The sequence below is a fragment of the Pelagibacterium xiamenense genome, assembly GCF_021166475.1.
Lineage (GTDB): Bacteria > Pseudomonadota > Alphaproteobacteria > Rhizobiales > Devosiaceae > Pelagibacterium > Pelagibacterium xiamenense.
The window spans coordinates 1,551,709-1,573,367 of record NZ_JAJOYS010000001.1; the positions used below are offsets into that span (position 1 = coordinate 1,551,709).

A 21,659-nucleotide genomic window follows, 5' to 3' on the forward strand; every position below is an offset into this window, starting at 1 on the left:
GATCAAAGTCAATCATGGGCGGTCGTATTAATTTCGATTCCCGTCATAAGCGCGCAGAAAGGGCGCCCCGAAGGGCGCCCTTGGCAAATCCTGGGCTGACAGGTGTCACGCCAGGCGGGCGTAGAAGGTGCGCAGGTCGTCAGCCAGAAGGTCGGGAGCTTCGATCGCCGGAAAATGCCCGCCGCGCTCCATTTCGCTCCAGTGCACGATATTGTTCGCGCGCTCGGCGAAGCTGCGCACCGAACGGAAGTCCGAGGGAAATACCGATACACCCGTTGGGGTAGGGTTGTCGGTCTCCCTGTAGCCGGCCCCGGTCTGGGCATTCTCGAAATAGAAATTCGCTGCCGAGCCCGCCGTTCTGGTAAACCAGTAAACGGCGGCATTGGTCAGGTAGCGTTCGCGGTCGACGAAGGCTTCTCCCTCGCCCTCGAACCCGAAATGCAGTTCCGCATGCCAGGCGAGCAGTCCCGCCGGCGAGTCGACAAGACCGTATCCCAGGGTCTGCGGCCGCTTTTGCTGAATGTCATTGAACCCGGCATATTTTTGGAACTTTTCAAGGTGAGCGAACCCCTCACGCTCGAATGGCGTCAGCGCCTCCATTTCGCCTTCCGTTCCATTGGGAAATGCGAATATGTGCTGCAAATGCACGCCCACTAGACCGTCCGGGGCCAACGCTCCCAATTCGCGCCCGACAAGCGCGCCGGCGTCGCCGCCGTGAAAGCCGTAGCGCGTATACCCGAGCACCTTCATCAGACTGTCGAACGCCCTTGCCACCCGTGCGGCGTCCCACCCCGGTTCTGTCACCTGGCCCGAGAAGCCGAAGCCGGGGATCGATGGGATAACCAGATCGAATGCCTGCCCGTCCGGCGCGCCATTGTTTTCCGGATCGGTCAAAAATGGCACGAGATCGAAAAATTCCGAGAAGTTCGATGGCCAGCCGTGCACCAGCAGAAGCGGAATCGCACCCTCCTTACCGGATTTGACGTGCACGAAATGGATCGTCTGTCCGTCGATCTCGGCCAGAAATTGCGGATAGGCGTTGAGCGCGGCCTCGGCCTTGCGCCAGTCGAACCGGTTGAGCCACTGGTCGGCAAGGTCGCGTACAAGATGATCGGCCTGGCCGCGCCCGTAGCCCGGCGCAACCACAGACGGCCATCGCGTCATGGCAAGGCGTTCCTTGAGATCCTGGATTTCGTCCTGCGGGAGGGCAATCGTGAATGGGGTGATCGTCATCTGTTGTGGTCCTTCTCAGTGGCGGCACCCTGTGCGCCGCCGTCCAGAGGACCCTGGACCACCCCTGCTGTCAGTCCGTGTCAGGAGCCTCGGCCCCGCTCGCTAAGCCACGCCTGCCGCCATCTTCCAGCAAGCACTGGTCGCCGCTCCCCGAACCGTTCGCCGGTGATGTCCGCGCTCCGGACCCGTTCGGTCCGGAAATGCCGGAAATCCTCGCGCAGCGTGCACCAGGCGACAATGATCTGCTTGTTTTCGTAATACGCGATCTGCACCGGCCAGATCGTCCGCGAGGTGACGGCTCCTGCCTCGTCGGCGTAGTCGATCCGCACCGCCTGTTCCGCCCGCATCGCCTGGCGCATCTGCCCGAGGACGGGCAGGGGGGAGTGCTCGTTGCTCATCCGTACCGGCCAGAGCCCGGTATCGTCGATGCGCTCGCGCAGATCGTCAGGCGCCGCCGCGCGGATTTTCCCCAGCGCATTGGCCGCCGCACCCGAAAGGTCGTCGTCGGGCTGATCCTCCACCCAGCGCGCGCCCAGCACCAGCGCTTCGAGTTCGTCAGCCGAAAACATCAGTGGCGGCAGAAAATAGCCTTTTCGCAGCATATACCCGATGCCCGCTTCCCCTTCGATCGGCGCCCCGAGCGCCATCAGCGTCTGCATGTCGCGGTAAAGCGTCCGGAGCGAAACCCCGTGTTCCTCGGCCAGCGCGCCCGCGGTCACCGGCTGACGGTGGCGGCGCAGAGTATCCATGATGGCGAAAAGGCGGGCTGTCTTGTCCATGGTTTCCATTCATGGCGGGAATCGCCGAAACTTGGAACCGGCATTATCGCTGCGAGACCTCACAGGAGGAGGGAAGAATGTGGGTACTTATCTTGGGACTGGTCCTGTTCCTGGGCGCGCATTCGGTGCGCATCGTCGCCCCGGCCTGGCGTGACGCCCAGATCGCCGAACGGCCAGGGGCCTTCAAGGGCATCTACACCCTCGTATCGCTCGTCGGCCTCGTCCTCATCATCTGGGGCTTCGGGCTCGCGCGGCCCGAAACCGCGTTCGTCTTCACGCCTCCGGACTGGGGCGTCCACGCGGCGTCGCTACTCGTCATCCTCGGCTTCATCGGCATTGCCGCCGCCTATCTGCCCGCCGGGCGGATCAAGGCGTGGCTCAAGCACCCCATGGTCGTCGGCGTGGCGCTCTGGGCGTTGGGACATCTGCTCGCCAACGGCGACCTCGCCTCGCTCCTGCTCTTCGGCGCATTCCTTCTCTGGGCCGTGGTCGATCGCATCGCCGCGGGCCGCCGCCCCGATCCCGTGCCCCAGGCCGGCCCGGTGACCAACGACCTTCTGGCCATAGTCGTCGGCGCAGCCGTCGGGCTCGTTTTTGCCCTCTGGCTCCACGCCCCGCTGATTGGCGTCGCGCCGTTCGGCTAAGGCCCTGAAAACCGCCTCGTTTCAATTGCAATCGGCGCGCGCCGACACTATTGTCCGCCGAACTTTTAACGGCGGCCGTGCGCCGGGCACGAACGATAGGGCTTTTCAATGAGCGACGACTCTTTTCTCCGCGAGGTCGAGGAAGAACTGCGCAGCGACAAGATGCGCGCCTTCTGGCGCAAATATGCGCCCTTCATCATCGGCGCAGCGGTTCTGATCGTCGTTGTCGTCGCCGCCAATGAAGCCTGGAACTGGTGGCGCGCGTCCACCGCCGCCGCCGCGTCCGACCGCTACTATGCCGCGGTCAACCTCGCGGTCGAAGGCGATTACCCCGCTGCCGAAGACGCACTTGCCGCCATCGTCGAGGACGGTCCGCGCGGCTACGCCGTTCTCGCCCAGTTCCGCCAGGGTTCGGTACAAAGGCAGCAGGGCGACGCCGCCGGCGCGCTCGCGACCTACGATGCGCTTTCATCCTCGCTCGATTCCCAGCGTCTGCGCGAACTCGCGCTCATCCTCGCCGGGTATACCGCGGTCGACACCGGCACGGTCGCCGACGTCGAAACCCGCGTTGGCGGCCTCAACACCGCCCAGCACCCCATGCGCAATCTCGCCCGCGAAGCGCTCGGGCTTGCGTACTACAAGGCCGGCGAATACGGCGATGCCCGCGCGCGCTTTGAAGAGATTGCCGCGGACCCCAACGCCTCTCAGGACATGCAGGTCCGTGCCATGGTCTATCTCGAGCAGCTCGCCGCCGTGGGCGCCGATGTCTCCGAGGAGATATTGCCCGCCGTCGAGGCCTCTGGCGCTCCCGAACCCGCCGCCACCACAGAACAGACGCCCGCCCAATAGGCGCGGGGCACAAGGACAAAACGCCATGAGCGTCACCGTGGCCATCGTCGGCCGCCCCAATGTCGGCAAGTCCACCCTGTTCAACAGGCTCGTGGGCCGCAAGATCGCGCTCGTCGACGATACCCCCGGCGTCACCCGCGACCGCCGCGAAGGGCAGGGCCGCATCGGCGACCTGACTTTCACCCTCGTCGATACCGCCGGCTATGAGGATGCTCACGACGACAGCCTCGAAGCGCGCATGCGCGCCCAGACCGAAATGGCGATCACCGAGGCCGATATCATCCTCTTCATGATCGACGCCCGTGCCGGGGTCACCCCCACCGACGAGCATTTCGCCCGCCTTCTGCGCCGCGCCGACAAGAATATCCACCTTGTTGCCAACAAGGCCGAGGGCAAGGCCGCCGAGCCGGGCCTGATGGAGGCCTATAGCCTGGGCTTTGGCGAAGCGATCCCGCTGTCCGCCGAACACGGCCTCGGCCTGGCCGACCTCTATTCCATCGTTTCCGAAGCCGTCGAAACGCAGGAAGAGAAAAAGGCCGAAGCCGAGGCCCCCGCGGAAACCGACTACGATATGGCCCATCGCCCCGTCGTCGACGTCGACGTCCTCGAAGACGAAGGCGAGGACCAGACCGGCGACACCGCGCCTCTGCGCTGGGACCCCAACCGCTACCTCAACGTCGCCATCGTCGGCCGCCCCAATTCGGGCAAATCCACCCTCATCAACCGTATGGTCGGCGAGGAGCGCCTACTGACGGGCCCGGAAGCCGGCATCACGCGCGATTCCATCATGGTCCCCTGGGAGTGGGAAGGCCGCGTCATCAATCTCGTCGATACCGCCGGGATACGCCGCAAGGCCCGCGTGCAGCAGAAACTCGAAAAGCTCTCGGTTGCCGATAGCCTGCGCTCGATCCAGTACGCCGAGGTGGTCGTTCTCCTCCTCGACGCGACGATCCCCTTCGAAAAGCAGGACCTCCAGCTTGCCGACCTCGTCGAGCGCGAGGGCCGCGCGATGGTCATCGCGGTCAACAAGTGGGATCTGATCGAAGACAAGAACGCCAAGATCCTCGAGTTGCGCGAAACCTGCGAGCGCATGCTCCCGCAGTTGCGCGGCATCCCGCTCGTCACCCTGTCGGGCCTCCAAGGCCGCAATATCGACAAGCTGATGAAGGCGATCTTCGACATCGAACGCGTCTGGAACGTCCGCATCCGCACCGCCAAGCTCAACCGCTGGCTCACCGGCATGGTCGAACACCATCCGCCCCCGGCGGTCTCCGGCCGCCGCCTCAAGATCCGCTACATGACCCAGGCCAAGACCCGCCCCCCGAGCTTCATCATCTTCTGCTCTCGGCCCGAGGCCTTGCCCAAGGCGTATCAGCGCTACCTCGTGCAGGGTCTGCGGCAGGATTTCGGTCTCCCCGGCACCCCCATCCGCCTCTGGGTCCGCGGCGGCAAGAACCCGTATATAGAAAACGGCGGGAAATAGATGTCAAAGGTAATCGGTTGGGGGCTGAGTTGACTGTTTTGGACGAAAATCAAGTAATTGAGCTTTTCTTGAACTGGGCACGGCAGCAAGGATTTCGAGTTAAGAGCCATCGCGAGGCAGGAAAGCCTGGAAAGGACATTGAACTCTATCATCCATCTCGCGGCGAAGAATGGGTTCTCGAGGCGAAGGGGGGAATAAGCAGCAAATCAGCATTCGGAAAACCGTATGGTTCCGGCCCCAGTTTTGCTGCTTTGGCTAGCGCTACACTGCTGTGTATGCAGTGGCGGCAAAGGGATGACACTAAGCACTGTAGGCTTGGCATCGTGCTTCCCAATTCAGACGCCTTTCAGAAGCATTTCGCTGTTACACGGCAGTCCTTTCCGGTGCTAGGCGTTCATGTGTTCTTCGTTAGCCCAGACGGTAGTGTGAGCGAGGCCACAGGACAGTATCGGTAGTTTACGGCAGGTAGCGCCCGCGTATTACACTTTCGTAATCCGCTTTACATGGCCACATTGCGTCCCTATGTCCGCAAGGCCATGAAAAAGAACGTCTTTAAATTCCGTCGCCTGAAATGGGGCGACCCCGAAGAAAAGTTCAAGCTCCTGCCCGAGGACACCACGCCGTCCGACGGCGGCCGCACGCGCGAACGGGGCGGCGCGGTCTGGAGCGATAAAACGCTCATCGCCGCCGCCCTCGTCCTCATCGTTCTGGCGTTGGGCCTTTCGCTATAGGGTCGGCTTGAAGGCCGCTACGCGGGCTTGCGGAAAAGCTGGAACCCCCAGCTCATCTTCCCCGCGTCGGCGGCTTTCACCCAGTTCTCCAGCCCCACGATCATCCTGTCGAGATAATCGGTCGAAGCCCCGCTTTCGCGCAGCTTGTCGTAATTATCGATCAGGTCCTCGCGCACCCGCGCATAATGCGTGCGCAACTGGTGCACCATCTGCTCCTGCGCCACGATCTCGAAGCCCAGCCGTTCCCCGGCCGCGCGGTAGAACGCCATCGACCCCAGGTCCTTGAGTTCCAGCCGGTCGTAGACCGGTTGCAGATCGGGGTCTCCCGGTGCCACGTCGTCCGCCTGCATCGGATCGGTGAAGATGAAATACCCGCCGGGCTTCAGCACGCGGAAAACCTCCGAAAGCACCCGTTCGCGCTCCGCCGAATGAAGGATCGCGTCCATGCTCCAAACGACGTCATGGCTGGCATCCGGCTCCGGAATCTCCTCGAACGAGGCGTGCACGACCCGGATTTTCTCATCGAACCCTTGCTGCTGGTTGCGCAGCCGGTTCGTGTCGTTCTGGATCTCCGAGATATTGAGGCAGGTCGCCGTGCCGCCATACCGCCCGACAACCCGGCGCATCGCGCCGCCATAACCCGCGCCGATGTCGAGAATGCGTGTATCCGGTCCCAGTCCGGGCACCATCTGCGCCATTCGGTCGACGGTCACGTCGCTCGCCTCGCGGATATCGCGCGTGTCGTCATAGCACCCGATATGGAGATCCTGTCCGCCCCACACGGTCGAATAGAACGCGTCCGCATCGGCGCTGTCGTAATAATCCTCGGCGACCTCGCGGATGTCCTTGTCCCCGTCGCCGGCGTCACCATCGCCCCAGCGTGAACCCTGCGTCATCGATTTCTCGCAAACATGGATGAAAAAGTCCGGGTCGTCCTCGGCATAGGTTTCCTGAAAGTCGCCATAGGTCCGCACCCGCTGAAACCCGGCCTCGGTGATCAGCCGGCGCACGTAATTCTTGCGGATCGGGCACATGTTGAGCGTGTATTCCGCGCCGTCCGGGAAGGTGTATTTGAACCGCGCCAGCCCCTCGTCGATATACTCGGGTTCGGCTTTCACCTTGTCCCCGGCATAGTAATATTTGTGCTTGGACGAAAACCCGTGGTCGAGCATCGCATCGTAATTGCGCTGGTCGAGGATCAGGATGCCGTCATGCTTGAGCGCGGCGTAAAATTCCGCCAGCGCCCGCCGCCGGTCCTGCTCGGTGTGCAGATGCGTGAAGGAATTCCCAAGGCAGATGATCGCGTCGTACTTGCCGTTGACGTCGCGGTTGAGCCAGCGCCAGTCCGCCTGCACGGTATTGAGAATGAGCCCGCGCGCCTGCGCGTTCTCGAAGGCCTTGGCCAGCATCGCCGCCGAGCCGTCCGCGCTGATTACCCGGAACCCCGCCTCGCTCAGGCGCACCGAATGAAACCCGGTCCCCGTCGCCACGTCGAGCACGCTCTCCTTGCCCCGGGCACGCAGGACGTCGATGAAGAACTGCCCCTCGCTCTCGGCCCGCGCGTCCCAGTTGATAAGCTCGTCCCACTTCTCCACGAAGCTCATCACATATTCGCCGCGGTAGAGGTCGGTCTCCCTGTCCTCGAGCGGATCGTGGCCATAGGCCTGGTGATCCATGTTCAGTTCGGCGTTGTGAGCGTTGAGGTCCGAGTGCACCATATCTCCCTCTCCGGTCTGGTTTCGAACAAATACTGCCCGCCCGCCACGAAGGCGCAATGACAGGCGCCGCGAAGGCATCGCTTCGCGGTTGGAAGGTCTGATCTCCAATTTTTCGTGCCGGGCGCAGCATTCCCCGGGCGGGGACGCGCGGCTGCGCCCTGCGGGCTCAAGCGCTTCCAGGAATAGTGGAGGCCACTCTTGGCCCCGGAAGCGCGATGGCAAGGACGAGGAGCCCATGGTTCCAAGGCTCTCGTCACGCTGTGCCGGGCGAAGGCCGGTTCAAAGGCACAACGATGCGTCAGGTTGCGGCAAGGGGCGTCCATACCGCATGGGCATGCGGGAAGCGCAAAGCCGCCGCAGGATGGTTATGCAGGATAGCCGTGGAGCCCCGCATTACAAGGGGGAGGGGGTGATAGTTTGATGACACGAAGGGCTGGACATGCCCAAGTCCTTGAGATTCCACCCTATAACCGGCTGAAAAAGCTTGTGGGAGCGAAGCTTTCGCGGTGCCTTAAAGCGCTTCTTCGCCCTTGAGCACGTCCACGCGCATGCCGGTCTTCTCATAGGCCGGGGAAATCAGATCGACCATTTTGGGTGCGATATCGTCGGGCGCCGGCAGCGTCATGGGGTCTTCCCCCGGCATCGCCTTGGCGCGCATCGCCGTGCGCACCTGCCCGGGATAGAAGATATTGGCCTTCACATTGGTGATTGCCATTTCCCCCGCATAGGCTTTGACCATCGCATCGAGCGCGGCCTTGGTCGCCGCATAGAGCCCCCAATAGGGCTTTGCCGAAAGCGCCGCCCCGGAGGATACGAACACCGCGCGTCCCGCGTCGGACTGGCGCAGCAGCAGATCGAGCGAGCGCAGCAGCCTGTAATTCGCCGTCACGTTCACCTCGAAGACTTTGGCGAACTCCTTGGGCGCAATGTGGGGCAGGGGGCTCAGCGTCCCCAGAAGTCCCGCATTGCCGATCAGCCCGTCGAGTTGCCCCCAGCGTTCGAAGATCGCCGCGCCCAGCCGGTCGATCGCCTCGCTGTCGGTGAGATCGAGCGGCACGAGCGTCGTTGAGGACCCCAGCGCCTGGATATCGTCGTCGAGATCCTCGAGCCCGCCAACGGTCCGCGCAACCGCAACGATATGGGCACCGCGCGCAGCGGCATTCTTTGCGGCGGCGTAGCCAAGCCCCCGCGAAGCGCCTGTAACGAGGACGACGCGGCCTTCGAGGTCTTTTTCGGACATTAAACGGCTTCTCTCAGCATGGAAATCTGCTTGGGATCGTTCTTGCCACGATCCTGGAGATCGGTGAGCGGCGTGGGGTAATCGCCGGTGAAGTAGTGGTCGGTGAACTGCGGCTTTTTCGGATCGCGCTTTTCCCCGCCTACGGCGGTATAGAGCCCGTCGATGGACAGGAACGCAAGTGAATCTGCGCCGATATAGGCGCACATGTCCTCGAGCGTCGCGTACTGGTTGGCCAGCAGCTTCTCGGGGTCCGGCGTATCGATCCCGTAATAGTCCGAATGATAGATCATCGGGCTCGCCACGCGGATATGCACCTCCTTGGCGCCAGCGTCGCGGATCATCTGCACGATCTTCAAAGACGTCGTTCCGCGCACGATGGAATCGTCCACCAGCACAACGCGCTTGCCCTCGATCTCGTGCCGGTTCGCCGAATGCTTGAGCTTCACCCCAAGCGCCCGGATCGATTGCGTCGGCTCGATGAACGTGCGCCCCACATAGTGGTTGCGGATGATCCCGTATTCGAACGGTATCCCCGATTCCTGCGCATAACCCAGCGCCGCCGGCGTCCCGCCATCGGGCACCGGTACGATCACGTCCGCCTCGACCGGCGCTTCCTTGGCGAGGTTTCGCCCCATATTCTTGCGCGCCGCATAAACCGACCGCCCCGCGACTACCGAATCCGGCCGCGCGAAATAGACATATTCGAAAAGGCACATCCGCTCGCGCTTGGGCTTGAACGGCTTGTACGATTCGATGGTGATCTCGCCGTCCTTCTGGATTTCGGCCACGACGATCTCGCCGTTCTCCACGTCGCGCACGAATTTCGCGCCGATAATGTCGAGCGCGCAGGTTTCCGACGCGAAGATCGGCTTGCCGTCGAGATCGCCAAGCACCAGCGGGCGGATGCCATTGGGGTCGCGCGCGCCGATCAGCTTGGTGCGTGTCATCGCCACCATCGCATAGGCGCCCTCAATGGCCCCGAGCGCGTCGATGAACCGGTCGGCCGACCCCGACCGCTGCGAACGCGCGATCAAATGCAGCACCACCTCGGTATCCGACGTCGACTGACAGATCGCGCCCTGCGCAATCAGCCGCTTCCTGAGCGCAAGCCCGTTGGTGAGGTTCCCGTTATGCGCAATGGCGATGCCGCCGACTTCGAGTTCGGCAAAGAGCGGCTGCACGTTGCGCAGTACCGTTTCGCCGGTCGTCGAGTAGCGCACATGCCCCATGGCCATCCGCCCCGGCAGGCGGTTGAGCGTCGCCGCGTCGGTATAATGATCGCCAACGAGACCCAGATGCCGTTCGGAAAAGAACTGCTCTCCGTCATAGGTCACGATACCCGCGGCTTCCTGCCCCCGGTGCTGCAGTGCATGCAGGCCCAGCGCCGTCAGCGCGGCGGCATCGGGGTGCCCCAAAATGCCGAACACGCCGCACTCTTCGCGCAGCGTGTCACCGTAAAGATCGAGAGACAAACCGGTCAAATGGTCGGGGGTCGTCGCCAAAGCAGTTCACCGTGTGCAAGAAAAAAGGCGTCACCTCGGGGCGAATTACGCCCGTCCCATGGTGAAGTCAACTCAACGTCACATTTTAGCACCCGCGTCCGCGGGTGTCGGCATCAAAGCTCGGTGATTGAGCTGTCTCCGGCCGGTGCGGGCTCGGCGGCGGGTTGCTCGGGCGCCGGCTGGGTGCTTTCTGCGCCGTCCTCATTGGTCACCGCGCCGCCCTCGACGGTCTCGCCCAGCGAGCCGCTGCCCTGCAGGAAGTCGTTGACCTGCTCCTCGAGGTTTTGCGGGAGAAGCGAAATCAGCCCTTCGCCCAGCGCCTCGAGCGTCGGCAGGGTCTGCGCCTCGGCGGCCCAGTCGGGCAGGTTGTCCCGTCCGCCCATCAGCCAGACGCCGAAGATCACGACCACAACAGCGATCAGGATGCCGCGCAGCGCGCCGAAAACGAATCCCAGCGTCCTGTCGAGCGGCCCCAGGCGGCTGTCGGTGATCCAGTCTCCGATGCGCATCGTCAGAAGGTGCAGAATGACGAGCGCGACAAGGAAGCTCACGACCACGGTCGCCACGTCCGCCCACAGATCGTCGTTCACATACTGGCGCGCCAGATCGGGGTGGTTGAGATACATCCACACCGCAAACCCGGCCGCGCCAGCCCAGGTGACGAGCGAAAGCACCTCGCGCGTCAGCCCCCGGGTCGTCGCCAGCAGCGCCGAAATGAGCACAAGAATTCCGACACCGATGTCGAACGCGGTCAGCATGAGATCGTCTCTCCAGGATTGCCCGGCGGTTTACTCAGCGCCTCGTTTAGCGTTTCTGTCGCCCAAAGCCAAGTCATTGCGAGGCGTTAGGCGTCCTCGCCCACAGGTTGCGCATCCCCTTTGGCTGCAATCCGCCCCACCAACGCCGCGAGCGCGGAGAATTCCTCGACCCTTACCCCCTCGGCCCGCTCGCCGTCCCCCAGTTTCGCTGTATGGACGATCCCGAAGCCGAGCTTGGCCGCCTCGCGGACCCGAAGGTTTGCGTGCACCACCGGACGCACCCCGCCCGAAAGGCTCACCTCGCCGAAATAGACCGCATCGGGCGGAAGCGGTGCGTTGGTGAGCGAGGAGATGAGCGCCGCGGCGACCGCCAGGTCCGCCGCGGGCTCGTTGACTTTGAGCCCGCCCGCGACGTTGAGGTAGATATCGTTCGCACCGATCCTCACCCCGCAGCGCGTTTCGAGCACAGCGAGCACCATCGAAAGCCGGCTCGAATCCCACCCCACCACGGCCCGCCTTGGCGTACCGAGCGGGGAGGGGGCCACGAGCGCCTGGATTTCGACGAGCACCGGCCGCGTCCCCTCGACCCCGGCGAAGACCGCCGACCCGGCCGCGCCGGTATCGCGCTGGTCGAGAAACAGCGCCGAAGGGTTGGGCACTTCGCGCAGGCCCGACCCCACCATTTCGAAGACCCCGATCTCGTCGGTCGCCCCGTACCGGTTCTTGACCCCGCGCAGGATGCGGTAGGTCAGCGAGGTATCGCCCTCGAAATACAGCACCGCGTCGACCATATGCTCGACCACGCGCGGCCCGGCGATCTGCCCGTCCTTGGTCACGTGCCCGACGATCACCACCGCGGACCCGGACTTTTTCGCGAACCGCGTCAGTGCCTGCGCCGATGTGCGCACCTGTGTCACCGTTCCCGGTGCGCTCTCGATCCGCTCGGTCCAGCACGTCTGGATGGAGTCGATAATGACGAGGTCGGGCGCCTTGCCCTTTTCGAGCGTCGCGAGGATCGTCTCCACATGCGTCTCGCTCGCAAGCTCCACCGGCGCCTCGGCCACCCCGAGCCGCGCCGCGCGCAATCGCACCTGCGCGATCGCCTCTTCGCCCGAAATATAGATGACCCGCTTGCCCTGGTTCGCCAGCGCAGCGGCGGCCTGCAGGAGCAGCGTCGATTTGCCGATCCCCGGATCGCCGCCCACCAGTGTCGCCGAGCCCATCACGAACCCGCCACCCAGAACCCGGTCGAGCTCGGTATTGCGCGTCACGATCCGGATCGCGTCCTCGCTTTCGCCTGAAAGCGGCACCAACTCCGCCGGACGCCCCGACGCCTTCGCCGATTTCGGTCCCGCGCCCACCCCGGAGGTCTCGACCTCCTCGACGATGGTGTTCCACTCCCCGCAGGCGTCGCACCGCCCCGCCCAGCGCGGGGTCACGTTGCCGCAAGCCTGACAGATGAACGTCGATTTGAGCTTGGCCATGTGGCGCTCCGATTGCGTCAAGCCCGTGTAACAGCCAACTCCGCGTCAGGCAAGAACAAATAAAGAACAGATGCACCGGTCCCCAGACCGGAGCAGGGCGCCTCAGTCCACTTCGACGCCCTCGGGCACATTCGCGTACCGGCGGGGGAACCGCCCGTTGAACTGGGTGAGGATTTCATACCCGATCGTTCCCGCGGCCTCGGCCACGTCGTCGATCCCGATCGTCTCGCCCAGCACCTCGACCGTGTCTCCGGCGCGCAATGGCGCCGGAATGTCCGTGATATCCACCGCCGTCATATCCATCGAAACCCGTCCCACGATCGGTGCAAGCTGCCCCCCGATGGCAACCGTGCCGCCCTTGTGCCCATGGACGCCCGAAAGCGAGCGAAACAGCCCGTCCGCATACCCCATTGCGATGATCGCCAGCCGCGAATCCCGCCGCAGACGGTACGAGGCGCCATAGCCCACCGTCTCTCCGGCTCGCGCGGATTTGGTCTGCAGCACCGGCACCTCCATCCGGATCACCGGCGCCATCGGATTGGGCCGGCCATTGATCGCCCGGCCGCCATAAACCGCGATCCCGGGCCGCACCATCTGGAAGTGAAAATCCTTGGACGCCATCAGCCCCGCCGAGTTGGCGAGCGAGGCGGGAATGTTGGGGAACTGGTTGCGAAGCCCCTGGAAGAGCCCGTACTGCTTGCGCGTCATCTCGTGCTGCGGCTGGTCCGCGCAGGCAAGGTGGCTCATGATCATCTGCGGTTCGAACCCGGACTGCTTGAGCGCCTCGGCTACCCCTTCGGCCTCGTCCATCCGCAGCCCGACGCGGTTGAACCCGGTGTCGAAATGCAGCGCCGCCGGCGCGGCCTCGCCGACCGCGAGGCAATAATCCAGCCACTCGCCAAGTTGCTCGGTCGATGCGAGCACCGGCATCAGCCCATGTTCGGCATAGTCGCGCGCCGTCCCGGGCAGCAGCCCGTCGAGCACAAACACATGCGCCTGCGGCACCGCCGCCTTGAGGCTCAATCCCTCATCGGGCGTCGCGACAAAAAAGAACCGCGCACCGGCTTTGAACAGCGTCCGCGACACGGTCTTGATCCCGGTCCCGTACGCATCGGCCTTGAGCACGGCCCCCGTCAGCGCATTGGCCGCAACCGCATCGAGCGCCCGCCAATTGCGCGTGATCGCATCCAGATCAATCTCGATCCCGCCGCCGAGCAATGTGGAATTTCGAATCATTGAACCCCAAGCGTTTCAGGAAAAAGTGGATACCACTTTTCCCTTCCGACCCGTAGGGCCGCGCATAAAACGCGACAAGACAGAAAGTCATGCCGCTGGCCCAGAGACATGGACCAGCGCCGGGACAACTTCAAGGCGGGAGCTGGCTATTCCCCGTCGCCCCACGGGTTGACGACACTCACGCCGGTACCCTGGAAGTCGCCGACGTTCCGTGTGACCACGGCCATGCCGTGAACGAGACCCGTCGCGGCTATGAGCGCGTCGCGTTCAGGGCGAGGGTCGGGTACATGCAGTTTCGCACAGCGCAGAGCAACCGCGGCATCGACCGGCAGCGTCCGCTCGGCAAACTCGGGCAAGACGTGAGCGTGCATCCAGCTGCGCAAGAGTGCGCCTTGATCGGCATCTTTGCGCTCCAACCGCAGAATGCCCAGTTCGAGCTCCAGCAGTGTAATCGCCGACACATAGAGATCCGACGCATCAACACTTTCTGTCCAGACAGAGACGCCAGGGGCGGCCTTTCCAAACCGAACCTTGCGCAGCTCGGAAATGACGTTGGTGTCGAGCAGAAACATCAGTCGAATTCCGCAGCGCGCGGAAGCTCGCGCGAACGCGGAAACTCGACATCGATATCGGCGACGCCCGGCATCGCCAGCGCGTCTGCAATATTACGCCGTTGCTTTGTGAGTCGTTGATAGTCCTCGATGCTCAAAAGCACATGCGCGGGTTTGCCCCGGTCGGTGATGAATACCGGACCATCTTTTGCCGCCTTCTTGGCGCGGCCGATATCCTGATTGAGTTCTCGGCTCGTAAAGGTCGTAATCGACATAGCGGCTCCCACAGCATATATTGTAGTAACATTACTACATTACAAGAGAGGCCGCAATGGCAAGCCCTGCCGCGCGCTACTCAAACCGATCCGGCAGATAATCTTCCCGCGCCAGGTTCGAGAACCGCGTCAGGTTCGCCTCGAAGTGCAATTGCACCGTGCCCGTGGGGCCGTGACGCTGTTTGGCGATGATCACTTCGGCGCGCCCGTGCACCTTTTCCATCTCGGCCTGCCATTCGAGATGTTCCTGGGTGCCTTCCTTGGGCTCCTTGTTCTTGAGGTAATATTCCTCGCGATAAACGAACAATACCACGTCCGCGTCCTGCTCGATCGAGCCCGATTCACGCAGGTCGGCCAGCTGTGGATGCTTGTCGTCGCGCGATTCCACCTGACGCGAGAGCTGGGAGAGCGCGATGATGGGCACTTCGAGTTCTTTCGCCAGCGCCTTGAGCCCGGTCGTGATTTCCGTCAGCTCCTGCACGCGGTTTTCCCCCGCGCGCTTGGACGATCCCGAAAGCAGTTGCAGATAGTCGACGATCAGGAGGTCGAGTCCCTTCTGCCGCTTGAGCCGCCGCGCCCGCGCCGAAAGCTGCGCGATCGAAATGCCGCCCGTATCGTCGATATAAAGCGGCACCTGCGCCATGAGGTTCGAGGTGTCCACCAGCTTGGCGTACTGGCTCTCATGGATATTGCCGCGCCGGATATCGGCCGAGGAGATCTCCGATTGCTCGGCGAGAATACGCGTCGCGAGCTGTTCGGCGCTCATTTCGAGCGAGAAAAAGCCGACCACGCCGCCATTGACCGTCTTCATATGCCCGTCGGGCATCGGCTCGGCCTTGTAGGCCTTGGCAACCGAGAACGCGATGTTGGTCGCAAGAGAGGTCTTGCCCATGGCCGGGCGCGCCGCGAGGATGATCAGGTCCGAGCGCTGCAGCCCGCCCATCAGCCGGTCGAGATCGGTCAGCCCCGTCGCCGTGCCCGAAAGCGACCCGTCGCGGCTATAGGCCTCGCCCGCCATATTGATCGCTTCGATGAGCGCCTGGTTGAACCCCTGGAACCCGCCGTCGTACCGGCCTTTTTCCGCAAGGTCGAACAGCCGTTTTTCCGCCTCCTCGATCTGCTTTTGCGCCGAGGTCTCGACATCGGCGTTATAGGCCGAATCCATCACCTCCTCGCCGATGAGGATCAGGTTCCGCCGGATCGCGAGGTCGTAGATGGCCTGGCCGTAATCCGAAGCGTTGAGCACCGTCGTCGCCTCGGCGGAAAGCCGGGCGAGGTACTGTGCCATCGTAACGCCCTCGAGCAGGTCGTCGGGCAGGTAGGTCTTGGCGGTGATCGGCGTCGCGGTCTTGCCGGTCCTGATGATCTTGCCGCACACCTCGAAAATCTCGCGGTGGATCGGCTCGTAGAAATGGATCGGCTCGAGAAAGTCCGAAACGCGGTAGAAGGCCTCGTTGTTGACCAGAATCGCGCCCAGCAGCGCCTGTTCCGCCTCGATATTGTGCGGGGCAAGCTTGATATTGGCCTCGGACTCAGCCTGAAGGGGCGCAAGGCGCCGTACCGCTTCCATAGTCACGTCTCAAGTTTGAGTTGCGTAGGGAATTATCGTCCTCCGCTGTGAGTACAAGCCGACTCAAGCGGTTTAGAGCTTTCCAAACGCAGTTATTGAGTTGTCCAAGACTCAATGCTGCCTGTGGAAAAAATAGCAATGATTCTGGGGACAACTCTAGCACCAAAAGAAAGGCCGGACACTTGGCCCGGCCTTCCAGAATGAACCGTGAAGAAACGCCTTACGCGTCTTCCTGACGCTCCAGTTCCTCGGCGGCGGCGGCATCTTCGGCTTCGCTGCCCTCTTCGGCAACGTCGCCCTCGCCCTCGATCACTTCGTCCTCGTCCTCATCTTCGTCATAGTTCTTGACGGTGAGGTCTTCGCCGGACGCCTGGCGCTCGGCTTCGTCGGCCGAGCGGGCCACGTTGACGGTGACGTGGATCGAAACTTCCGCGTGCAGGTTGATCGCGACCTCGTGCAGCCCGACGGTCTTGATCGGACCGGCAAGGTCGACCTGGTTGCGTTCGATCTTGGCGCCGTCTTCGATCAGCGCGTCTGCGATGTCGCGGGCAGAGACCGAGCCGTAGAGCTGGCCGGTTTCGCCGGCCTGACGCACCATGACGATGGTCTTGCCTTCGAGGCTGGCAGCGTTCTTTTCGGCTTCCGAGCGGCGTTCGGCGTTCCGGGCCTCGATTGCGGCGCGTTCGGCCTCGAACTTGGCACGGTTGTTTTCCGAAGCGCGCAGCGCCTTGCCCTGCGGCAGAAGGAAGTTACGGGCAAAACCGTCCTTGACCGAAACTTCGTCGCCGATCGAGCCGAGGCGGCCGACGCGTTCAAGCAGAATGACTTTCATGGGATGTCTCCAATGCTGTCCCGCCGGATATGGCGGTTAGAACGCGCGGACCATTCCGCGCGCCCAACGGTGGCAGCGTTGTGCTGCCGGTAGGCTTATTTCACCGCGAAGGGCAGAAGGCCCAGGAAGCGGGCGCGCTTGATGGCGCGGGCCAGTTCACGCTGCTTCTTGGCCGAAACCGCCGTGATGCGCGAGGGCACGATCTTGCCGCGTTCCGAAACGTAGCGCTGCAGCAGCCGCACATCCTTGTAGTCGATCTTGGGCGCGTTGGCGCCCGAGAACGGGCAGGTCTTGCGGCGGCGCTGGAAGGGGCGGCGGGTCTGCGTGGTGGTGAGATTGCGAATAGCCATCTTTAAAAGACCTCTCTACTTACGACCGGCGCGGGCCGCGGGGGCCGCGGTCGCCACGATCGGAGCGCTCGTCACGCTTCTGCATCATCACCGAGGGCGTTTCCTCGAGCTCGTCCACGCGGATCGTCATGAAGCGCAACACGTCTTCATTGATGCGCATCTGGCGCTCCATTTCCGCGACGGCCGCAGCCGGCGCGTCGATGTTCATGAGCGTGTAGTGCGCCTTGCGGTTCTTGTTGATCCGGTAGGAGAGGGACTTCACGCCCCAGTATTCGGTCTTGGCGACCTTGCCGCCATTTTCCGAAAGAAGATCCGAATAGGTCTTGGTCAGGTCTTCGACCTGCTGCGCGGACACGTCCTGGCGCGACAGGAAGATGTGCTCGTAAAGGGGCATTGAGTGCCTTTCATCTAAGCGTTAGCAACAAGCATCCATTGGCGCGGAGCCTCCTTGATGCCTCGAGAAAGGCGATCAAAGGTTCATCTAAAGAGCGGGAACACGGGAGGCCGGACCACATCACTACCGGTCCATTGGATATGCAATACCCAACCCTCCGTTCAGCCCCCGGCCGAACGAATGCTGGGCGCTATCTATAGCCGCAGGGCGCGAAAGGCAAGGGCTTTGTCGCTTCTGCCTTGATCGTCTATCGAGTATGAATATATCATACTGGCCTGGAAGGGAATTTGTGCGATGACAGCAATCACCAAGCGTACCGTAAGCGTGACGGCGGAACAGGACAAGTATATCGAATCCAGCGTCGCGTCAGGCGAATATGCCAGCGCCAGCGAAGTCGTGCGCGCCGGGCTGCGCGCGCTGCAGGAGCGGGATCGAGCTATGAACGAATGGCTGCGGCGCGAGGCGGTGCCGGTGATGGAACGTCTATTGGAGCACCCTGAAGAGGCTATCCCGGCCAGGGAGGTCTTCGATGACCTGCGGCGGTTGCACGCCGAGCGTACGACGAAAACGGGTCGGTGACGTTCGAGGTCAAATTCTCTGAAACGGCTCGGCAGGACCTTGTCGATCTTTACCTGTTTATCGCCGAACGGGATGGTGACGATCCTGCCTTGGCCTACGTGGAACGCATCGAGCAACACTGCCTGCGTCTTCAAGTGTATCCCGAGCGCGGTCGCCTCTATGGTCCAGAACAACCGGCATTAAGGATATTGCCTTTTGGGCGTCGCGTCGTGATCATCTACCATATCCATGGTGCCCAGGTTTTCGTCGACCGCGTTTTTTACGGAGGTCAGAACGTGGAACGCGCGCTCATGGGCGCGCCTTGGTTGGAGGACGATCCCCAATGACCCCGATCCCCAAGCTCTCGAAACCCGCCACACGAGCCCTCGCGGCCGCCGGCGTTGCATCTCTCGAAGACCTTGCAAGGCTAACCCGCGAGGAGTTCCTCGCCCTCCACGGCGTCGGGCCCTCGGCAATACCGCCGGTGCTCGACGCCATGAAGAAGGCAGGGCTCTCATTTGCGGGAGAATAGGGCGTCTTCCACCGCGGACCGGCTCACCCCGATATCCCGAAGCTGCCAGTCTTCCATTTCCCTGAGTTCCAAAAGCGCCTTGCGGTGCCGGCGTTCCCGCGCCTTGGCGCGGGCAAACGCCGAGAGTTTCGCGACAGCGTCGCCGATCCAGAAAAAGGGGCTCCGTTCCACATAGCGATTGCGTTCGATCGTGCTCATTGTCCAATCTCCTCGATTGATCGTGAGCAAACCATCGCGCATTTCGATTGATTGATCTAACGAATGTTTTTTGTTATAAGCATCGAAGAATTCAATCTGACGAAGGCGAAGAGATGTATTCCCTTGATCCGGACTTCCTGCGCACCTTCCTGGCGATCTCGGAAACCGGCAGTTTCGGCGCCGCCGGCACGCGCATCAACAAGACCCAGTCCACCGTCTCGGCCCAGATGAAGCGCCTCGAGGACATTCTCGGCGTGTCGCTCTTTGAAAAGGACGGCCGCCGTAATGTCCTCACCGCAGACGGCCGCAAGCTTCTCGAATACGCGGCCTCCATGGTCCGCCTCAACGACGAGACGGTAAACGCCTTCCGCCCGCCCGAGGTCAGCGGCACGATCCGCATCGGAGCCGTCGACGAATACGCTCAGGCCTTTTTCCCGGAGGTGTTGTCGACCTTCGCGGTCACGCACCCATCGGTCCAGGTCGATGTCGTGACCGGCACGACCCGGCAACTGCGTCCCAGGGTCGAAGACGGTACGCTCGATGCCGCCGTCATCTCGTGCTACGCGGACGACACCAATCTCGAAGTGCTGCGCACCGATCGCCTGCACTGGATCGGAGCGCCGGGCCGGACGCTCCATTTCGAGGATCCCATTCCGCTCTCGACCTGGTCGGACGGCTGCTCGTGGCGCGACGCCGGGCTGGCCGCACTCGCGAGGGCAGGGCGGCAATGGCGTGTCGCCTTCACGTCCTCGAATGCGTCGCTTCTCTCGATCACCGTCCGCAACGGCCTGGGCATCACCGTCGCCCCGAGCTGGTTCGTAGGAGAAGGCATGACGATCCTGAGCGATCTCGATGCCCAATGCCCACTGGTCGATGCCAATATCGGCATCAAGCGCCACGACGGCGTGGACGACGCGGCACTCGAAACCTTCCTCGCCCATCTTCGCCGCCAGTTCACCGCGCCGGCAGTCGCTGCTTGACTTGTAGGAAGGCCCTGACGGTCAAAGTCAAATATTCTTGGGAGACTTGGCAATAGGAACGTTTTGTTAAGCGCGATACCCATAACTGCTAACCTCGCATCGGCAACACGTGAAATACTTTGCATCCGATGTGTATTTCGCAGTTATGGGGACGATAAATGCCTATCGCACGTTTGGCGATCGCCGTTGGTTTGTTTGCGGGCCTGTTGCCGTCAATATCCTTTGCCGGCGAATGGTACGCCGAGCGTCTCCGGGGTGTCGTCTTGATGATGGTTGAGGACCAGTGGGTCCCGATCGAACGAGGCACGACCATCCCCGACAGCCGCATTATCCGCACTGGCGCGAACGGCCAGGTGACCTTCCGCTCGGGCGAGCAGGTCATCGAGCTTACGCGCGATACCCAGATTCAGATTTCGTCGGCCGAGGCGCGGGACTATACGTGGGTCCTCCAGGCGGGCGGCGAGATTACCGTCGATGTCGATGCCCGCGAGGTCGAGCACTTCGGCGTGCGCACATTCCACCTCGTCACGGTGGTCAAGGGCACGCGCTTCACCGTCACTGCCGACGAGCAAACCGCGAGCGTCAGCGTAGAGCGCGGCGTCGTTGCGGTCGAGGACCTCGATACCGGCCGTACCGCCGATGTGCAGGCGGGCCAGCGTGCAACCGGTGGCGATGGGGACCTCGTCGTAGGCGCGGCGGCCCAGGTGTCCAATACTCCGGCCGCGCCTGCAGCGTCCGCCTCGACAACCTCATCCTCGTCGTCCTCCGGATCCAGCACGTCGTCGGGCGGTGCCGCGAGCACGCCGGCAAGCACGGGCGGGTCCGCGCCGGGCGGCAGCAGCAGCAGCGGCGGCGGCAGCAGCGGCGTGGCGCAGGCAGCGGCGGAAACCGTTTCGGGCGTCGCGGAAACCGCGTCCGGCGCGGTCGAAACGACCGTCGATGCCGTTGAGGATACAGTGGAAACGGTTGGGTCCGTGGTCGAGGATGTCGCGGACAGCGTGACGGGCGTTGTCGAGGACGTGACCGAAAGCCCGGTCGTCGAGTCCATCACCGGAAAACTCTTCTAGCGCGGACGCTACGCTTTTACACTGGCGCGGGCGTCCGCCACCGTCCGTGCCAGGACTTCGATCTCCCGCGCATAGCGCGCGTCGTTCTCGGCGCTTTCGCGGTACCAGTCGGCGAACCGTGCCAGAAGCGGCACGAAAGCAGTGATTTCCGCTTCGGTCCAGTCCGAGAGGAAGTCCCCCATCATCAGCCACTTATACGACTGCACCGCCCGCACCACGGCCTCTCCGGCAGGCGTTAATTCGAGTATCGACCGGCGCGCATCCGCCTGCGAAACCGCCCGGCGCACATATCCGGCAGCCACCATCTCGGCAACGATCCGGCTCGCCCGCGAGGGGTCGATGGCCAACCGCTCGGCCACGGTCGAAACCATTGTTTCGCCTTCGCCCGGATCGAATTCCCTCAGCGGCGCCGCGATGGCAAAGAGCACGTCGAGCTGTGCCAGTTCGATATCGAGATTGAGCAGCGCAAGCGCCCGCTTGCCCAGTTCGCGCTTGGAAATCCTGCGGCGCCATTTCTGCAGCGTCGCATCGATATCCATCACCGCCTCGATCACTTTGGGATCGGCGCCTGCGCCGCGCAAAAGGCTCTGGATATCGTCTTCGGGCTTGGACATGGGGTTCCTTCCGGACAGAAACATGCAACCAGCAATTGCGTGCTATTGACATGTAATATCGGCAAGCCGATACATCAATGG

25 protein-coding genes are annotated in these 21,659 nt (G+C 62.9%); 9 read left to right on the plus strand and 16 right to left on the minus strand.

The annotated features are described in order from the left end of the window. Positions 1–105: 105 nt before the first annotated feature. The gene (locus tag LSG43_RS07560) at positions 106–1,233 is read right to left on the minus strand and encodes an epoxide hydrolase family protein (RefSeq protein WP_231802612.1); all 1,128 of its coding nucleotides are present in this window, start codon (positions 1,231–1,233) and stop codon (positions 106–108) included. 80 nt (positions 1,234–1,313) lie between these two features. Next, on the minus strand, positions 1,314–2,012 hold the full coding sequence (locus tag LSG43_RS07565) for a helix-turn-helix transcriptional regulator (protein WP_231802614.1): 699 nt from the start codon (positions 2,010–2,012) through the stop codon (positions 1,314–1,316). A 77-nt stretch (positions 2,013–2,089) separates the two neighbouring features. Here LSG43_RS07565 and LSG43_RS07570 point away from each other — a divergent pair, with 77 nt between their 5' ends. From LSG43_RS07570 to LSG43_RS07585, 4 genes are all read left to right on the plus strand, one after another. Beyond that, positions 2,090–2,656 carry an NnrU family protein gene (locus LSG43_RS07570; protein WP_231802616.1) on the plus strand — a complete coding sequence of 189 codons (567 nt, stop codon included), beginning with the start codon at positions 2,090–2,092 and terminating at the stop codon, positions 2,654–2,656. 108 nt (positions 2,657–2,764) lie between these two features. After that, on the plus strand, positions 2,765–3,505 hold the full coding sequence (locus tag LSG43_RS07575; protein WP_231802618.1) for a tetratricopeptide repeat protein: 741 nt from the start codon (positions 2,765–2,767) through the stop codon (positions 3,503–3,505). A 25-nt stretch (positions 3,506–3,530) separates the two neighbouring features. Continuing rightward, complete coding sequence (der, locus tag LSG43_RS07580) at positions 3,531–4,988, plus strand: ribosome biogenesis GTPase Der (RefSeq protein WP_231802620.1); 1,458 nt, start codon at positions 3,531–3,533, stop codon at positions 4,986–4,988. A gap of 503 nt (positions 4,989–5,491) precedes the next feature. Next, positions 5,492–5,719, plus strand: coding sequence for a hypothetical protein (locus LSG43_RS07585; RefSeq protein WP_231802622.1), 228 nt, complete (start codon positions 5,492–5,494; stop codon positions 5,717–5,719). A gap of 17 nt (positions 5,720–5,736) precedes the next feature. Here the strand turns inward: LSG43_RS07585 and LSG43_RS07590 are convergent, their stop codons facing one another. The 12 genes from LSG43_RS07590 to rpsF all read right to left on the minus strand — a co-directional run bounded on the left by LSG43_RS07590 (position 5,737) and on the right by rpsF (position 17,629). Continuing rightward, entirely contained in the window at positions 5,737–7,437 is a 1,701-nt protein-coding gene (locus LSG43_RS07590) for a glycine/sarcosine N-methyltransferase (RefSeq protein WP_231802624.1), read from the minus strand. 511 nt (positions 7,438–7,948) lie between these two features. Further along, positions 7,949–8,677 carry an SDR family NAD(P)-dependent oxidoreductase gene (locus LSG43_RS07595; RefSeq protein ID WP_231802626.1) on the minus strand — a complete coding sequence of 243 codons (729 nt, stop codon included), beginning with the start codon at positions 8,675–8,677 and terminating at the stop codon, positions 7,949–7,951. Beyond that, positions 8,677–10,158 (minus strand): amidophosphoribosyltransferase, encoded by a 1,482-nt coding sequence (gene purF / locus LSG43_RS07600; protein WP_231802843.1) that lies wholly within the window; start codon positions 10,156–10,158, stop codon positions 8,677–8,679. Before purF ends, LSG43_RS07595 begins: the two co-directional genes overlap by 1 nt. Positions 10,159–10,292: 134 nt before the next feature. Further along, entirely contained in the window at positions 10,293–10,937 is a 645-nt protein-coding gene (locus LSG43_RS07605) for a CvpA family protein (protein ID WP_231802628.1), read from the minus strand. An 86-nt stretch (positions 10,938–11,023) separates the two neighbouring features. Further along, the gene (gene radA, locus LSG43_RS07610; protein ID WP_231802629.1) at positions 11,024–12,421 is read right to left on the minus strand and encodes a DNA repair protein RadA; all 1,398 of its coding nucleotides are present in this window, start codon (positions 12,419–12,421) and stop codon (positions 11,024–11,026) included. 102 nt (positions 12,422–12,523) lie between these two features. Continuing rightward, positions 12,524–13,657, minus strand: coding sequence for an alanine racemase (gene alr / locus LSG43_RS07615; protein ID WP_231802631.1), 1,134 nt, complete (start codon positions 13,655–13,657; stop codon positions 12,524–12,526). Between the two features lie 146 nt (positions 13,658–13,803). Beyond that, complete coding sequence (locus LSG43_RS07620) at positions 13,804–14,232, minus strand: type II toxin-antitoxin system VapC family toxin (RefSeq protein ID WP_231802845.1); 429 nt, start codon at positions 14,230–14,232, stop codon at positions 13,804–13,806. Beyond that, positions 14,229–14,483, minus strand: coding sequence for a type II toxin-antitoxin system Phd/YefM family antitoxin (locus tag LSG43_RS07625; protein WP_231802633.1), 255 nt, complete (start codon positions 14,481–14,483; stop codon positions 14,229–14,231). The genes LSG43_RS07620 and LSG43_RS07625 overlap by 4 nt, the downstream gene beginning before the upstream one ends. A gap of 76 nt (positions 14,484–14,559) precedes the next feature. Continuing rightward, positions 14,560–16,053, minus strand: coding sequence for a replicative DNA helicase (locus LSG43_RS07630; protein WP_231802635.1), 1,494 nt, complete (start codon positions 16,051–16,053; stop codon positions 14,560–14,562). Positions 16,054–16,273: 220 nt separating this feature from the next. Beyond that, on the minus strand, positions 16,274–16,885 hold the full coding sequence (gene rplI, locus LSG43_RS07635) for a 50S ribosomal protein L9 (protein WP_231802637.1): 612 nt from the start codon (positions 16,883–16,885) through the stop codon (positions 16,274–16,276). Positions 16,886–16,980: 95 nt separating this feature from the next. Beyond that, positions 16,981–17,235, minus strand: coding sequence for a 30S ribosomal protein S18 (rpsR, locus tag LSG43_RS07640; protein ID WP_231802639.1), 255 nt, complete (start codon positions 17,233–17,235; stop codon positions 16,981–16,983). A gap of 19 nt (positions 17,236–17,254) precedes the next feature. Further along, on the minus strand, positions 17,255–17,629 hold the full coding sequence (gene rpsF / locus LSG43_RS07645) for a 30S ribosomal protein S6 (protein WP_231802641.1): 375 nt from the start codon (positions 17,627–17,629) through the stop codon (positions 17,255–17,257). A gap of 294 nt (positions 17,630–17,923) precedes the next feature. Here rpsF and LSG43_RS07650 point away from each other — a divergent pair, with 294 nt between their 5' ends. From LSG43_RS07650 to LSG43_RS07660, 3 genes are read left to right on the plus strand one after another with little or no spacing between them, the layout of a single operon-like run. Next, positions 17,924–18,208, plus strand: coding sequence for a type II toxin-antitoxin system ParD family antitoxin (locus LSG43_RS07650; RefSeq protein WP_231802643.1), 285 nt, complete (start codon positions 17,924–17,926; stop codon positions 18,206–18,208). Further along, a complete protein-coding gene (locus LSG43_RS07655; protein WP_231802645.1) occupies positions 18,205–18,534 on the plus strand; it encodes a type II toxin-antitoxin system RelE/ParE family toxin in 330 nt (109 codons plus the stop codon). Before LSG43_RS07650 ends, LSG43_RS07655 begins: the two co-directional genes overlap by 4 nt. Next, on the plus strand, positions 18,531–18,719 hold the full coding sequence (locus LSG43_RS07660; RefSeq protein WP_231802647.1) for a helix-hairpin-helix domain-containing protein: 189 nt from the start codon (positions 18,531–18,533) through the stop codon (positions 18,717–18,719). Before LSG43_RS07655 ends, LSG43_RS07660 begins: the two co-directional genes overlap by 4 nt. On the opposite strand, the gene LSG43_RS07665 is transcribed toward LSG43_RS07660, so the two are convergent. Next, the gene (locus LSG43_RS07665; protein WP_231802649.1) at positions 18,702–18,917 is read right to left on the minus strand and encodes a YjiS-like domain-containing protein; all 216 of its coding nucleotides are present in this window, start codon (positions 18,915–18,917) and stop codon (positions 18,702–18,704) included. The two genes, LSG43_RS07660 and LSG43_RS07665, sit on opposite strands and share 18 nt — an antisense overlap. Positions 18,918–19,030: 113 nt before the next feature. Between LSG43_RS07665 and LSG43_RS07670 the strand changes: the two genes are divergently transcribed. Both LSG43_RS07670 and LSG43_RS07675 read left to right on the plus strand, forming a co-directional pair. Beyond that, positions 19,031–19,897, plus strand: coding sequence for a LysR family transcriptional regulator (locus tag LSG43_RS07670; RefSeq protein ID WP_231802651.1), 867 nt, complete (start codon positions 19,031–19,033; stop codon positions 19,895–19,897). 158 nt (positions 19,898–20,055) lie between these two features. Further along, positions 20,056–20,964: a FecR domain-containing protein gene (locus LSG43_RS07675; RefSeq protein ID WP_231802653.1), complete on the plus strand. Its 909-nt coding sequence runs from the start codon at positions 20,056–20,058 to the stop codon at positions 20,962–20,964. Positions 20,965–20,972: 8 nt separating this feature from the next. On the opposite strand, the gene LSG43_RS07680 is transcribed toward LSG43_RS07675, so the two are convergent. Continuing rightward, positions 20,973–21,578 carry a MarR family winged helix-turn-helix transcriptional regulator gene (locus tag LSG43_RS07680; RefSeq protein WP_231802655.1) on the minus strand — a complete coding sequence of 202 codons (606 nt, stop codon included), beginning with the start codon at positions 21,576–21,578 and terminating at the stop codon, positions 20,973–20,975. Between the last annotated feature and the right edge of the window lie 81 nt (positions 21,579–21,659).